The 13,231-nt window shown below is 69.0% G+C and carries 11 protein-coding genes; 6 read left to right on the plus strand and 5 right to left on the minus strand.

From position 1 onward, the window contains the following. Positions 1-65: 65 nt before the first annotated feature. Both M3Q35_RS32525 and M3Q35_RS32530 read right to left on the minus strand, forming a co-directional pair. Positions 66-419 carry a hypothetical protein gene (locus tag M3Q35_RS32525; protein WP_273936357.1) on the minus strand — a complete coding sequence of 118 codons (354 nt, stop codon included), beginning with the start codon at positions 417-419 and terminating at the stop codon, positions 66-68. A 107-nt stretch (positions 420-526) separates the two neighbouring features. Further along, positions 527-907 carry a sterol carrier family protein gene (locus tag M3Q35_RS32530; RefSeq protein WP_273936358.1) on the minus strand — a complete coding sequence of 127 codons (381 nt, stop codon included), beginning with the start codon at positions 905-907 and terminating at the stop codon, positions 527-529. A 109-nt stretch (positions 908-1,016) separates the two neighbouring features. On the opposite strand from M3Q35_RS32530, the gene M3Q35_RS32535 reads away from it, so the two are divergent. The 5 genes from M3Q35_RS32535 (at position 1,017) to M3Q35_RS32555 (ending at position 8,205) form a co-directional block, all read left to right on the plus strand. Beyond that, positions 1,017-3,653 (plus strand): glycoside hydrolase family 2 protein, encoded by a 2,637-nt coding sequence (locus M3Q35_RS32535; protein WP_273936359.1) that lies wholly within the window; start codon positions 1,017-1,019, stop codon positions 3,651-3,653. A gap of 135 nt (positions 3,654-3,788) precedes the next feature. Then, on the plus strand, positions 3,789-4,370 hold the full coding sequence (locus M3Q35_RS32540) for a type VII secretion system-associated protein (RefSeq protein ID WP_273936360.1): 582 nt from the start codon (positions 3,789-3,791) through the stop codon (positions 4,368-4,370). Between the two features lie 10 nt (positions 4,371-4,380). Further along, entirely contained in the window at positions 4,381-6,219 is a 1,839-nt protein-coding gene (locus M3Q35_RS32545) for a glycoside hydrolase family 15 protein (protein WP_273936361.1), read from the plus strand. Next, the gene (locus tag M3Q35_RS32550) at positions 6,216-7,253 is read left to right on the plus strand and encodes a glucose 1-dehydrogenase (protein ID WP_273936362.1); all 1,038 of its coding nucleotides are present in this window, start codon (positions 6,216-6,218) and stop codon (positions 7,251-7,253) included. The genes M3Q35_RS32545 and M3Q35_RS32550 overlap by 4 nt, the downstream gene beginning before the upstream one ends. A gap of 55 nt (positions 7,254-7,308) precedes the next feature. Further along, positions 7,309-8,205 (plus strand): acyl-CoA thioester hydrolase/BAAT C-terminal domain-containing protein, encoded by an 897-nt coding sequence (locus tag M3Q35_RS32555; RefSeq protein ID WP_273936363.1) that lies wholly within the window; start codon positions 7,309-7,311, stop codon positions 8,203-8,205. Here M3Q35_RS32555 and M3Q35_RS32560 read toward each other — a convergent pair. The 3 genes from M3Q35_RS32560 to M3Q35_RS32570 form a co-directional block, all read right to left on the minus strand. Further along, positions 8,202-10,349 carry a putative bifunctional diguanylate cyclase/phosphodiesterase gene (locus M3Q35_RS32560; protein WP_273936364.1) on the minus strand — a complete coding sequence of 716 codons (2,148 nt, stop codon included), beginning with the start codon at positions 10,347-10,349 and terminating at the stop codon, positions 8,202-8,204. The two genes, M3Q35_RS32555 and M3Q35_RS32560, sit on opposite strands and share 4 nt — an antisense overlap. Then, complete coding sequence (locus tag M3Q35_RS32565) at positions 10,346-11,134, minus strand: SAM-dependent methyltransferase (RefSeq protein WP_273936365.1); 789 nt, start codon at positions 11,132-11,134, stop codon at positions 10,346-10,348. Before M3Q35_RS32565 ends, M3Q35_RS32560 begins: the two co-directional genes overlap by 4 nt. 240 nt (positions 11,135-11,374) lie before the next feature. Continuing rightward, the gene (locus M3Q35_RS32570; protein ID WP_273936366.1) at positions 11,375-12,259 is read right to left on the minus strand and encodes a LysR family transcriptional regulator; all 885 of its coding nucleotides are present in this window, start codon (positions 12,257-12,259) and stop codon (positions 11,375-11,377) included. Positions 12,260-12,366: 107 nt separating this feature from the next. Between M3Q35_RS32570 and M3Q35_RS32575 the strand changes: the two genes are divergently transcribed. Then, positions 12,367-13,227, plus strand: a complete 861-nt coding sequence (locus tag M3Q35_RS32575) for an aldo/keto reductase (RefSeq protein WP_273936367.1) — start codon at positions 12,367-12,369, stop codon at positions 13,225-13,227. Positions 13,228-13,231: the final 4 nt, after the last annotated feature.

Here is a 13,231-nt window from a genome sequence, read left to right on the forward strand (position 1 = left end):
GTGTAAGTGTCGAACAGGTCAACACAGGGTGTCCGTGACCCGCCTGTGTGCGGCAAAGCACACCCCTACGAGTGACAGCCGTCCACCTTGGTCACCGTGTCGGCGCTGTCGATCACGGCGTCCTGCTGGTGCACATGGCACAGCACAAGATCACCCACGTGGATGCCGGCCGGCAGGTTCCAGGCGTCGATACTGATCCTGTCGACGGTGGCCAGCGGCGCCTGCCCCGGGCCGGCGGGCTCCTGTTTGAGCATGGCGCAGGTCGGCTCGCCGTGATCGGACTGGCAGAACTGGGCCACGGTGAAGTCGAGATTGCCGTCCCACTCGCGCGGGGTGACGCCCCAGACGAAGGCGGTGGCGACGGCCACGAGTCCGAGGCACGCGAGAACGCCGGTGCCGATGAGCGCGAGCCTGCGCATCCCCGTCACCGGTCCTCGACCCGGACAATTCGTCCGAGATCGTTCGTACGTGCGAAAACGGACACGCGAGAATGTTACTTGGCCCCTAGCCGATGGTAAAGGGGCGGTCACGACATCGCACGTACCAGGGGAAGTTGGCCGGACAGGTCAGCGCGGCTCCCGGAAGCGCTGACCCGATCACCGGCGACGGCGTCGGCCCAGGTCAGACGGCCGGTGGCCAGCTCGAGCCAGGTGCGGGCGTCCATCTCGATCACGTTGGGCGGCGTGCCGCGGGTGTGACGAATGCCCGAGATGCACTGCACCGCAGCGAAAGGTGGTACCCGAACCTCGACGCTTCTGCCGGGTGCGTCCTGGGCCAGCGTGCGCAGGCTCAGCTTCACGGCGGCGGCCAGTTTCGGCCGCTCAGGGGCGTCGGCCGCGCCGTCCAGCCAGGGCAGCACCGCCTGCACGGCGGCCATCAGGTCACGCGGGTCCACGAGCGACGGCACACACCCACCGTAGCGTTACGACCGTTTGGAGCATTGCGAGTAAACGTTCCATAAGGAAACCTTCTTTACTATTCCGCCGCCGCCAGACACTCGTGTGAGGAGGCGGTCCATGCTCCGCAGGAGCCAGGTTCCCTGGCTGGTCACCGCGCTCGGCCTGGCCTTGGTCGTGCCGGCCGTCGGTGCCGACGCAAGCGTGCAGCCCAGAGTCGCCGCGCCGGCCGCGCCGGGACAGGTCGTCACGGTGCCCGGCTGGAAGCTCCAGACCAGCAAGACGGCGACCCAGACCGGTGCGACCCTGTCCTCGCCGACCTATGACGACAGCTCATGGACGTCGGTGCCGGCCCGCTCGACCGTCATGGGCGGCCTGATCTCCGCCGGCAAGTACGGCGACCTCAACTACTCGACGAACCTGAAGAACGTCAACAAGTCCGACTTCACGGTGCCGTGGTGGTACCGGGAGACGTTCAGCGCCAACCCGGCCGCCGGCGCGCACACGTTCCTGCGGCTGACCAACGGCATCATCGGCGGCTCGGAGATCTGGCTAAACGGCACCAAGATCGGCACCACCGACACCGGCTCGTACCCCTCCCACGAGTTCGACGTGACCGGCACGCTCAAGTCGGGCACCAACGCGCTGGCCATCAAGGCCTCGCCGGCCGACCCGAAGAAGCAGCTGTCGATCTCCTGGGTGGACTGGACGCAGCTGCCGCCGGACAACAACATGGGCATCTGGCGGGACGTGCAGCTGGCCGAGTCCGGCGCGGTGACCGTGCGCAACACCCGCGTCGTGACGTCGGTGGCCGGCGACCTCAAGAGCGCCGACCTGACGATCAAGGCCGAGGTCACCAACAACACCAACGCTTCCGTCACCACCGCGGTCGCCGGCACGGTCGACTCGACGCCGTTCAGCCAGAACGTGACGCTGAGCGCCAACCAGACCAAGACGGTCAGCATCGCCCAGCACCTGACCGATCCCCGGGTCTGGTGGCCGTACGAGATGGGCGACCAGCCGCTGTACCACTTGGCGCTCAACGCATCCGTTGACGGCAAGGTCTCCGACAGCGCGGCCACCGACTTCGGCGTGCGTGACGTGAAGTCGGCGCTGAAGGACGGCGCCATGTCGTTCACCGTCAACGGCAAGCCGTTCCTGGTGCGCGGCGGCGGCTGGTCGTCGGACCTGTTCCTGCGCTACGACCCGCGGAAGCTGGCCGACCAGCTGGACTACGTGAAGGACCTCGGGCTGAACACGATTCGCCTTGAGGGCAAGGAAGAGAACGACGAGATGTACGCGCTGGCCGACAAGCTGGGCATCATGATGATGCCGGGCTGGGAGTGCTGCTCGTACTGGCAGAGCTACGGCAGCTGGAAGGCGGCCGACCACACCGTGGCAGGAGCCTCGGCCGTCACCGAGGGCCTGCGGCTGCGCAACCACCCCAGCATCCTCGGCTTCTACATCGGCAGCGACACCGCGCCACCGGCCGCGGTGGAGAAGGACTACCTTGACGGGCTGAAGGTCTCCGACTGGCAGGCCCCGATCATCTCCTCGGCGGCCAAGGCCAGCAGCCCGGTGACCGGCGCGTCCGGCAACAAGATGGACGGCCCGTACTGGTGGATCCCGCCGAACTACTGGTACGGCGACAAGCTCGGCGGCGCGTTCGGCTTCGCCTCCGAGGTCGGCCCCGGCCCGGACATCCCCGACGCCGACGCGCTCAAGCAGTACCTGTCCCCGTCGGAGCTGTCCGACCTGTGGCAGAACGGTTCCAAGGCGCAGTACCACCTCTCGCCCAGCGGCGACTTCTCCAAGCTGGGGTCGTTCCTGACCGCGCTCGGCAAGCGCTACGGCACGCCGAAGAGCCTCGACGACTTCGTGTCCAAGGCCCAGCTGACCAACTACGAGGTCAACCGGGCCCAGTTCGAGTCGTTCGGGCGCAACCAGTCCAAGTCGAGCAAGCCGGCGACCGGCGTCATCTACTGGATGCTCAACAACCCGTGGCCGACGCTGTTCTGGCACCTGTACGACTACTCGATGCAGCCGGCGGGCTCGTACTTCGGGGCCAAGGCAGGTCTGCGGCCGCTGCACGTCCAGTACTCCTACGACGACCGCTCGGTGGCACTGGTCAACACCGGGCTGGCGGCGAAGTCGGGCCTTTCCGTGCAGACGACGATCTTCAACGCCGACGGCACGGTCAAGTCCGACACCACGCAGTCCAACGTGACGGCCAAGGCTGACGGGTCGACCACGCTGAACAAGGTCGCCACCCCGAGCGGCCTGTCGGCCACGTACTTCGTGCGGCTGCTGCTCAAGGACGGCAGCGGCAACGTGGTGGACCGCAACGTGTACTGGCTGTCCACCAAGGCCGACACGATGAACTACGACAACTCCACCTGGTTCGACACCCCGCAGACCGGCTACGCCGACCTGTCGGGCCTGCAGAACCTGGGTGCGGGCAAGGTCGACGTGAACGCGTCCACCACGACCAGCGGCGACCGTTCGACGACCTCGGTGAAGTTGACCAACAGCGGCAGCAAGGTGGCGTTCTTCCTGCGGGCCACCATCCGCAAGGGGGCGTCGGGCGGCGAGCTCGCACCGATCACCTGGAGTGACGACTATGTCACGATCTGGCCCGGCGAGTCGGTGACCCTCTCGGCCGACTACCGGACCGCCGATCTGGGCGGCGCGCAGCCCAACGTGCAGGTCGCGGGCGTGAACGTGGCCTCGAAGACGGTTTCGGCCAGCCCGCGGTAGTGCTAAGGGTGGCCTTTTCTCGGGTGAGTGACACGAGAAAAGGTCACCCATGTTGGTTACAAAGAGTGGTTCGTTGCCCCCTCGGTGTTATGAGAGGGTGAAGCCGCCCGCAGGACACTTTCGAGGGGCGAACCCATGGCTGCACCGAACACCCATCTGCTGACCATCACGCAGGACATGCGCGACAACGCGAAGGCCAACCCGAACACCTGGCTGCACATCCTGGATCCGGCGTTCCGCCCGGGCGACGACGTGCCGCCGTGGGGTGTCATCGGCTCGTTCCGGGTCGACGGGGACGGCCGGATCGACGAGCGCTTCGAGCCCAATCCGGACTGGCGGCCGTCGCCGGTCTCGGCCGGCATGCCGGCGCCCGAGACCCAGCTGGAGCGGGCCATGCAGCAGGCCCGTACCGGTTACCAGCCCGAGGAGACCGTGCTGGAGGGCGTGCTCAACGCGACCCTGCTGGTGTACGCACGGACCGCGGACGACCGCGAGCTGGCCGGCTTCCAGGACCAGAACAGCGGGCAGATCCTGGTCGCCGCCTGCACGTCGAGCCGGTTCGTGCCGGAGGCCTGGCCGCACGCGCGGGCCATCGCCGGCCGTGAGCTGGTGACCAAGCTGGCCGGCTGCCCGCTGCTGCTCAACCCGGGCAGCAAGCCCGGCGCGCTCATCCCGGCCGAGGCGTTGCTGGCGGCGGCGGGCGTTCCCCAGCACTAGTCTCGGACCGGTGGCTGAACAACACTCCGGCCCCGGCCGCATCGAGGACTACGCACTGCTGTCCGATCTCCGCACGGCCGCGCTGGTCGGGCTGGACGGCTCGGTGGACTGGCTGTGCCTGCCCCGCTTCGACTCCCCGTCGTGCTTCGCCCGGCTGCTGGGCGACGACGGCGCCGGGCGGTGGCTGCTCGCGCCGACCGGCACGGTGACCTCGGTCAAACGGCGTTACCGGGACACCACACTGGTGCTGGAGACGGAGTTCGAGACCGTCGACGGCGTGGTGCGGGTGATCGACGCGATGCCGCCACACACCGACGGCGCGGCCGACGAGCCGCGACTGGTGCGGGTCGTGGAGGGCGTGTCCGGCAACGTCGAGATGCGGCTGCGCTGGGTGGTGCGCTTCGCGTACGGGGACTCCACGCCCTGGGTGCGTCGGGTCAACAAAGAGCACATTCTGGCTGTGGCCGGGCCGCATGCCGTTGTGCTGCGCGGGGATCGGCTGCCGTACCGGGTGCACGGCGAGCGGGCGCACGAGGCCGTGTTCACCGTCGATGAGGGCCAGCAGCTGGCATGGAGCATGGAGTTCACCAGGAACCCGGATGCACCGGCCGCCGCAGTGGATGCTTCTGACGAGATCGCCCGTACCGAACGCTTCTGGCATGACTGGCAGGCCCGCATCACGTATGACGGGCCACATCAGGATGCGGTGCGTCGGTCACTGGCCACACTGAAGGCACTGACCTACGCCCCGACCGGCGGCATCGTCGCCGCGCCGACCACGTCGCTGCCGGAATCCCTTGGCGGGGAACGAAACTGGGACTACCGCTACTGCTGGCTGCGCGACGCCACCCTGACCCTGCTGGCCTTCGACGGTTTCGGCTGCACCACAGAGGCTCTGGCGTGGCGGTCGTGGCTGCTGCGTGCGGTCGCCGGCGATCCGGCCGATCTCCAGATCATGTACGCCATCGACGGCGAGCGGCACCTACTGGAGTGGGAAGTCGATTGGCTGCCCGGCTATCACGGCGCGCTGCCCGTGCGCGTGGGTAATGCTGCCTTCCAGCAGCTCCAGTTGGACGTCTACGGCGAGGTGATGGACGCCCTGCACCTGGCCCGCGAACGTGGCGTCGAGGAGAGCGCGGAATCCTGGGCGCTGCAACGGGGTCTGCTGCGGCATCTGGAGGAGATCTGGCAGCAGCCGGACAAGGGCCTGTGGGAGGTGCGCGGGCCGGACCGGTTCTTCACGCATTCCCGGGTGATGATCTGGGTGGCGTTCGACCGGGCCGTGCGGGCGGTCGAGGAGGACGGCCTGCCGGGGCCGGTGCAGCGCTGGCGTGAGCTGCGGGACGCCGTGCACGCCGAGGTGTTGGCCAAGGGCTGGAATGCCGATGTCGGCGCCTTCACCCAGTACTACGGCGGCCGCGAGCTGGACGCCGCCACGCTGCTCATCCCGGCCGTCGGCTTCCTGCCCGGCGACGATCCCCGGGTGGTGTCGACCATCGCCGCCGTGGAGAAGTCCTTGAAGCACGGGGATCTGGTCGACCGCTACACGACAGTCGTCGGAGAGTCCCATGTGGACGGTTTGAGCGGACAGGAGGGATCGTTCCTGGCTTGCTCCTTCTGGTTCGCCGACGCGCTCGCACTGTCCGGCCGTCGGTCGGAGGCGGTGGCCATGTTCGAGCGGTTGGCCGCGCTGGCCAACGATGTCGGGCTGCTGGCCGAGGAGTACGACGGCGACGCCGGGCGGTTCACCGGCAACTTCCCCCAGGCGTTCAGCCATCTGGCGTTGGTCAACAGCGCCGCGATTCTGTTCGGCGACACGGCCGGTCGGCACGAGCGGAGCCGGCGGTGAGGGCCGCCACCGTCACTCCCGGCCGCCCGGACGACCTTCGTGTGTCGGAGTGGCCGGAACCCGTTGCCCTTGACGGGGAGTTGCTCGTCGAGGGGCTGCTCGTCGGGCTCTGCCACACCGACCTTGAGATCATCAACGGCCGTATCGACTCGTTGCCGCCGGGCCAGGACCGCATGGTGTTGTTCCACGAGTCGCTCGGCCGAGTGCTCGAAGCCCCCGCCGGCAGCGGTTTCACGCCCGGCGACCTTGTCGCCGGCGTCGTCCGTCGGCCCGATCCCCTGCCCTGCGCCCCTTGCGCCGCCGGCCGTTCGGATTTCTGCCTCAACGGCAACTACACCGAGCGCGGCGTCACCGGCCTCGACGGCTTCGGCTCCGAGCGTTGGGCGGTGCCTGCCCAGTACGCGGTGCGGCTCGCCGCCGAGGTCGGTGACTGCGGCGTGTTGGCCGAACCCACCTCCATCGTGGCCAAGGCGTGGGACCAGATCGACCTCGTCGGCGCCCGTACTTTCTCTACGCCGCAACGGGTTCTCATCACCGGAGCGGGCCCCATCGGCCTGTTGGCCGCCCTGCTCGGCGTACAGCGCGGCCTCGAAGTCCACGTCCTCGACCGCATCGAGCACGGCATCAAGCCGGAGCTGGTGCGGGCGCTTCAGGCGACGTATCACCTCAGCCTGCACACCGTGCCCACGGTGGATGCGGTGATCGAGTGCACCGGCGTCGGCTCCTTGATGTTCGACTCGGTCCTCAAACTCGGCCGCAACGCCGTCGCCGTGCTGCTCGGTCTGTCCACTTCGGACGCTACGATCCCGTTGCCTCCTGGGCGTTTGAACGACACCCTCGTCTTCGGCAACGCCTCCGTCGTCGGCAGCGTCAACTCCGCCCCAGCCCACTTCCGCACCGCCGCCGAGGCTCTGGCCAAGGCCGACCAGGACTGGCTGCGCCGCCTCATCACCCGCCGCGTGCCCCTGTCGCGTTGGCCGCAGGCGTTGGAACCGCACGACGACATCAAGGTGGCCATCGACCTGACACTGTGATCTGGCCCACTCCCGCTTGGACAACCGGGGTCCCGCGTGTCCAGAGTTACGAGTCATGACCACACAGATGGATGGCCTGACACGCAAGGAAATTCACAAGGATGGCCTGGTCGGCGTGCTGTGCACGCCGCCGGGCGGACCAGCGCCGGGTGTGGTGCTGCTGGGCGGCTCCGAGGGCGGCCTGCACGCCGACGACGCGGCGCTGCTGGCCAGTCACGGCTTCGCCGTGCTGGCGCTGGCCTACTTCGGCGCCTCAGGTGTGCCCCGTGACCTGGTCCGGGTGCCGCTGGAGTACTTCGGCACCGCGCTGCGGTTCATGGCCGAACAGGATTCGGTGCGGGGCAACCGATGCGCGGTGATGGGCGGCTCGTTCGGCGGCATGACGGCACTGCTCGTCGGGGCCACGTTTCCGGGGCAGGTGTCTGCGGTGGTGAGCATCGCCGGCGGCGGTGTGGTGCTGCAGGGCATCGACACGGACGGCGATTTCTGGCACATGATCGACACGGAGGTGCCGCCCTACACCTGGCGCGGCGAGCCGCTGCCGTTCATCGCCAACCCCAGCACGGCCGAGATGCGCCGGCAGGCCGCCGCCGGTGAGCCGGTGGCGCTGCGGCCGGCCTTCGAGCGGGGCATGGAAGACACCGCCCGGCTCCAGGCGGCAACCATTGCGGTGGAACGGATCCAAAGCCCGGTACTGCTGATCAGCGGCGGCGACGATCAACAGATCCCGGCCGAGGCGCTCAACGACATCGCCATGAACCGCCTCGCCGACGGGCGGCATCTGCGGTTTCCCGAAGCAGGACACGGCATCTGCGTGCCGCCGGCGCACCCGATGACCGAGACCGACGAGCAAGGTCCGGGAGTACGGCTGGCCCTGGGCGGCACACCGGAAGCCACCGTCACCGCGCAGCACGAAGTCTGGCGGGCGGCGGTGGCGTTCCTGTCCGACTAGAAGAGCACCTCGATCTGGTGCGGCGGGCCGGGGCGGGCGAACAGCCAGCCCTGGCCGGCGTCGCAGCCGATCTTGCGGAGGCGCTCGGCCTGGGACGGGGTCTCCACGCCCTCGGCGGTGACGGTGAGCCCCAGGGCATGGGCCAGCGAGACCAGGGTGCTGACGATCTTGGAGTCGACCGGGTCGACGCCGTCGGCGGCCCGCATGCCCTCCATGAACGAGCCGGCGATCTTGAGCTCGTGCACCGGAAGGTGCTTGAGGTAGGCCAGGTTCGAATAGCCGGTGCCGAAGTCGTCGATGGCGATCCGCACGCCCATGCCGGACAGCTGCCGCAGCGCCTCGAGCGGCTCGTCGGCGGTGCCCATGATGGCGCTCTCGGTGAGCTCCAGCTGCAACAGGTGCGGCGGCAGCGCGAACTCCTCGAGGATCGACTTGACGTCCGAGACGAGCGCCGGATCACGGGACTGACGCACGGCGAGGTTGACGCTGACGAACGGCGTGGCATCGCCGAACTCGTCAAGCCAGCGCCGGGCCTGCTGGCAGGCGCTGCGCAGCACCCACCGGCCCAGCGGCACGATCAGCCCGGTCTCCTCGGCCAGCTCGATGAACCGGTCCGGCGCCAGCCGCCCGAACTCCGGGTGCTGCCAGCGAACCAGCGCCTCGACGCCGAGAACCTTGCTGTCCTCCAACCGAACCAGCGGCTGGTAGTCGACGTAGAACTCGTCCCGCTCCAACGCGGCCGGCATGGTCGCGGACAGCGTGAACCGCGCGACCTCACGGGCGTTGCGCTCGGGATCGTAGAGCGCCCACCGGCTCTTGCCGTCGGCCTTGGCCCAGTACAGCGTGATGTCGGCATCACGCATCAAGTCGGCCGAGGTGGTGCCGTTGATCTCCCGCTCGACCAGGCCGATCGAGGCCGACACCGACAGCTCGTGCCCGTCGATGCGGATCGGCCCGGTCAGCGAGTACAGCACCCGGTCGGCGATGTCCACAATGGACTGAGTGCCGGTCGAGCCCTCGATCAGGATGACGAACTCGTCGCCGCCCATCCGGGCCACCAGCCGGCCGTCGCCGGCCACCGACTCGTCCAGCCGGTTGGCCACCGCGACCAGCAGCTGGTCGCCGATGTCGTGGCCGAGGCTGTCGTTGATCACCTTGAAGCCGTCGAGGTCCAGGTAGCACAGGCCGATCCGGGTGCCGGCCACGCCGTCGAAGGCCTTGCTCAGCCGCTCCATGAACAGCGCCCGGTTGGGCAGCGTGGTCAGGGGATCGTGCAACGCCTGGTAGCGCAGGCGGTTCTGCAGCAGGTGACGGTCGGTCACGTCCTCGACCATGGCCACCTGGTAGGCCGGCTGCCCGTCGTCGTCACGCACCAGCGAGATGGTCAGGTGCGTCCACACCGCCTCGCCGTCACGGCGGTTGAAGCGCTTCTCCACGCGGAAGTGGTCACGCTCGCCGTGCAGCAGCTGCTCGTAGTAGACCCACACGCTCTCCGCGTCGGCCGGGTGCATCAGCGAGCGCAGGTTGCGCTGCCGCAGCTCCGAGGCCGGATAACCGAGCATGTCCTGCAAAGACTGGTTGACCTCGAGGATGTTGCCGTCCGTGTCGGAGATCCCCATGCCGATGGCCGCCTCCGCGAACACCGCGCGGAACCGGGCCTCGCTGGCCCGCAGCGCCGCCTCGGCGTGGTCGCGGGCGTCCAGCACGGCCTCGCGGATCGCCTCCTGCTCGTCCAAGGTCCGCTCCCGCAGGCTCTGCGCGTAGCCGGCGGACAGCGCGCCCTGCAGCGCGGCGATACGGGAGCGCAGGTGCGGCTCGCCGTCCCGGCCCAGCTCGGTCAGCAGCTCGTCGCCCATCAGCTGCACGGTGCGGTCCAGCGTCTCCGTCCCGGTGAAATGCGCCTCCACCAGCCGGATGCCGACCTCGTGCGCCGCCGACGTGCGGAACGTGTCCGCGAGCAGCGCCTCCACCAGCAGCTCGGTGAGCCCGCGCAGGTGCTCGACGACCTCGGCCTTGGTCATCGGCACGTAGCTGGTGCCGATGATCGCCGAGGCCCACGACTGCGCGAAGGCCTCCATGCCCGCGGCCACCGGCTCAGTCACGGCCGACCGGGCCCGCGGAATGTCCTGCCTCGTCCAGGTCATGGCTTGCGTCCCACCGCCACGTAGGCCCCGCTGCGCTCCGGATGCTCATCAAGGTCGTCCACCGCCTCCGGACGCCACAACGAAATGTCCACCACTCCAGGTTCCGCCAGGTCGAAGCCGTCTAACAACTCGGTCACCTCCGCCGCGCTCCTGGGGTGGAAATCGATCGTCGTGTTGTCCCGGTAGAGCTGCTCGGTGCGCTGGTAGTCCTCGAGGCCGCCCTCCACGGAGAAGTTGGTGAGCACGATGTGGCTGCCGGCCACCACGGTGTCCCGGTATCGGGCGATCACCGCGGGCAGGTCGGCGTTGCCGACGAAATCCAGCACACCGACCAGAAGCAGGCCGACCGGCTGCGTGAAGTCGAGCAGCCGACGCGTTTCGGCGTCGGCGAGGATCACGTCCGGCTCGCAGATGTCGCCCAGCACCACGGCGGCGTTGCTCGAGTCGAGCATGTGGCTGCCGTGCGCGATCACCGCGGGGTCGTTGTCCACCAGCACCACGCGGCTGGACGGGTCGAGGCGGCGGGCCAGCTCGGCCGAGCCGCCCGCGGTCGGCAGGCCGGAGCCGAGGTCGAGGAACTGCGTGACGCCCTGTCCGACCAGGTAGCGCAGGGCACGGGCGAGGAACCGGCGGTGCAGCTGCATCATCCGCGGCAGCTCGGGCATCAGCTTCGCGGCGGCGTCCGCGAGCTCGCGGTCGACGGCGAAGTTGTGCGCGCCACCCAGGTAGTAGTCAAAGATCCTGGCCACGCTCGCGCTGCGCAGGTCGATCTCCGGGCGCTCCACGCGGCCACCTCTCGTCCTCGGCGTCTCCCCACCCGAGTAGGACCGATGGGGAGCATACGACCGGGCAGGCCGGGCGTCTAACGTCACGTTTTCTCCCTGCTACCGGCCGACACCCGGTGACAGGCAGGCCGTCCGCCTTCACTGTGAAAACCAGGTGCCACGGGTTTCTCCCCCGACAACGTCACGGCAGCGGTCCAGTGGACCACTCGTTTGGCGGACATGGTGACAGCATGAGGCCAATCACACAGGCTGCAACCGGCTACGTGGGGCAACCATGTCCAAGAGCACGCTGGCTGCTGCACTGTGCGACGCCGGGGTGACGATCGCGGTCTCCCAGACCGGTGCGTCGCCGGTCAGCGGCACGAACCGGGCCCGCGACCCCTTGTGCACGAAGTTGCCGGGCAGGATGGCCACGCCGAGGCCGTTGCCGACCAGGTCGAGCAGCGAATGCACGTCGTTGACCTCCAGCGCCACGTGCCGGTCGACGCAGTTGGCCGCGAGCAGCCGGTCCACGGTCTCCCGCGTGCCCCAGTCCGGGTGGTAGTCGACGAACGGCAGGCCGTCGAGTTCCCGCAGGTCGACGCGGTCGCGGGCGGCGAACGGGTGGTCCGGGCCGCAGGCCAGCAGCAACGGCATGGTGTCCAGCGGGGTGATCATGACTTCGTCCGGGATGCGGGCCGGCCTCGTCACGAAGGCGACGTCGAGGCGGCCGGCGCGGACCTGCTCGATCAGGGCCCCGGAGCTGTCGTGGCGGAGCTGGATGTCCACGCCGGGATGAGCCTGGCTGAATCGAGAAAGAATCCCCGGCAGGTCCACAGTGCACAGACATTGCAGGGTGCCGACGGCCAGTCGTCCGCGCAGCAGGCCCTGCACCGCGGCGACGGCGTCGCGCGCCGCGGCCACGTTGGTCAGCGCCCGCCGGGCCTCGACCAGCAGCGCCCGCCCGGCCTCGGTCAGCTCGACCTGGCGGGTGCTGCGCAGGAACAGCGTCGCGCCGAGCTCCCGTTCCAGCGAGCGGATGGACGCCGACAGGCCGGACTGGGCCACGTGCAGCCGCTGGGCGGCGCGGGTGAAATGGCACTCCTCGGCGACCGCGACGAAGTACTCGAGCTGGCGCAATTCCACGATTGAGCATCCCGGGTGATCGAGCGAATCACTTTCTTCTGTTGGACAGCTTAATACGGTGGCAGCAGGGTAGGAGTCAGGTCAACAACCCACGAAAGAGGACCACGATGCAGACTCGCCGTATCGGCGACGCCCAGGTCAGCGCGATCGGCCTCGGCGGCATGCCGATGTCCATCGAGGGGCGGCCGGACGAGGCGCGCAGCATCGCCACCGTGCACGCTGCCCTTGACGCGGGCGTCACCTTCTTCGACACGGCCGATGCCTACTCGCTGGGCGGCGCCGAGGTCGGACACAACGAGACGCTGATCGCCGAGGCCGTCGCGAGCTGGGGTGGCGACACCTCCGACGTGCTGATCGCCACCAAGGGCGGCCACCTGCGGCCCGGCGACGGCAGCTGGACCCTCGACGGCCGCCCCGAGTACCTCAAGCAGGCCGCCGAGGCCTCGCTCAAGCGGCTCGGCGTCGACGTGATCGGCCTGTACCAGTTCCACCGGCCCGATCCCCAGGTCGACTACGCCGATTCGGTCGGTGCGATCCGGGACCTGCTGGACGCCGGCAAGATCCGCTATGCCGGTATCTCCAACGCGAATCCCGAGCAGATCAGGCTGGCCGACGAGATCCTCGGCGGCCGGCTGGTCTCCGTGCAGAACCAGTTCTCGCCGGCCTTCCGGTCCAGCGAGCCCGAGCTGGAGCTGTGCGACGAGCTGGGCATCGCCTTCCTGCCGTGGAGCCCGTTCGGCGGCATCCGGCGGGCCGGCGAGCTGGGCAGCCGGTTCGCCGCGTTCGCCGACATCGCCGCGGACAAGGGCGTCAGCCCGCACGTGCTGACGCTGGCCTGGATGCTGGCCAAGTCCCCGGTCGTCGTGCCCATCCCCGGCGCCAGCCGCCCGGAGAGCATCCGGGACTCGGTGACCGCCGTCGACGTCACGCTGACCCCCGAGGAGCTGTCCCGCCTCGACGCCGCCTGATGCA

The sequence above is a fragment of the Kutzneria chonburiensis genome (assembly GCF_028622115.1).
Lineage (GTDB): Bacteria > Actinomycetota > Actinomycetes > Mycobacteriales > Pseudonocardiaceae > Kutzneria > Kutzneria chonburiensis.

Coding starts and splice junctions, on each gene's coding strand:
- M3Q35_RS32540 (WP_273936360.1), top strand. CDS start 3,789: ATGGCTGCACCGAACACCCATCTGCTGACCATCACGCAGGACATGCGC.
- M3Q35_RS32535 (WP_273936359.1), top strand. CDS start 1,017: ATGCTCCGCAGGAGCCAGGTTCCCTGGCTGGTCACCGCGCTCGGCCTG.
- M3Q35_RS32575 (WP_273936367.1), top strand. CDS start 12,367: ATGCAGACTCGCCGTATCGGCGACGCCCAGGTCAGCGCGATCGGCCTC.
- M3Q35_RS32560 (WP_273936364.1), bottom strand. CDS start 10,349: ATGACCTGGACGAGGCAGGACATTCCGCGGGCCCGGTCGGCCGTGACT.
- M3Q35_RS32555 (WP_273936363.1), top strand. CDS start 7,309: ATGACCACACAGATGGATGGCCTGACACGCAAGGAAATTCACAAGGAT.
- M3Q35_RS32525 (WP_273936357.1), bottom strand. CDS start 419: ATGCGCAGGCTCGCGCTCATCGGCACCGGCGTTCTCGCGTGCCTCGGA.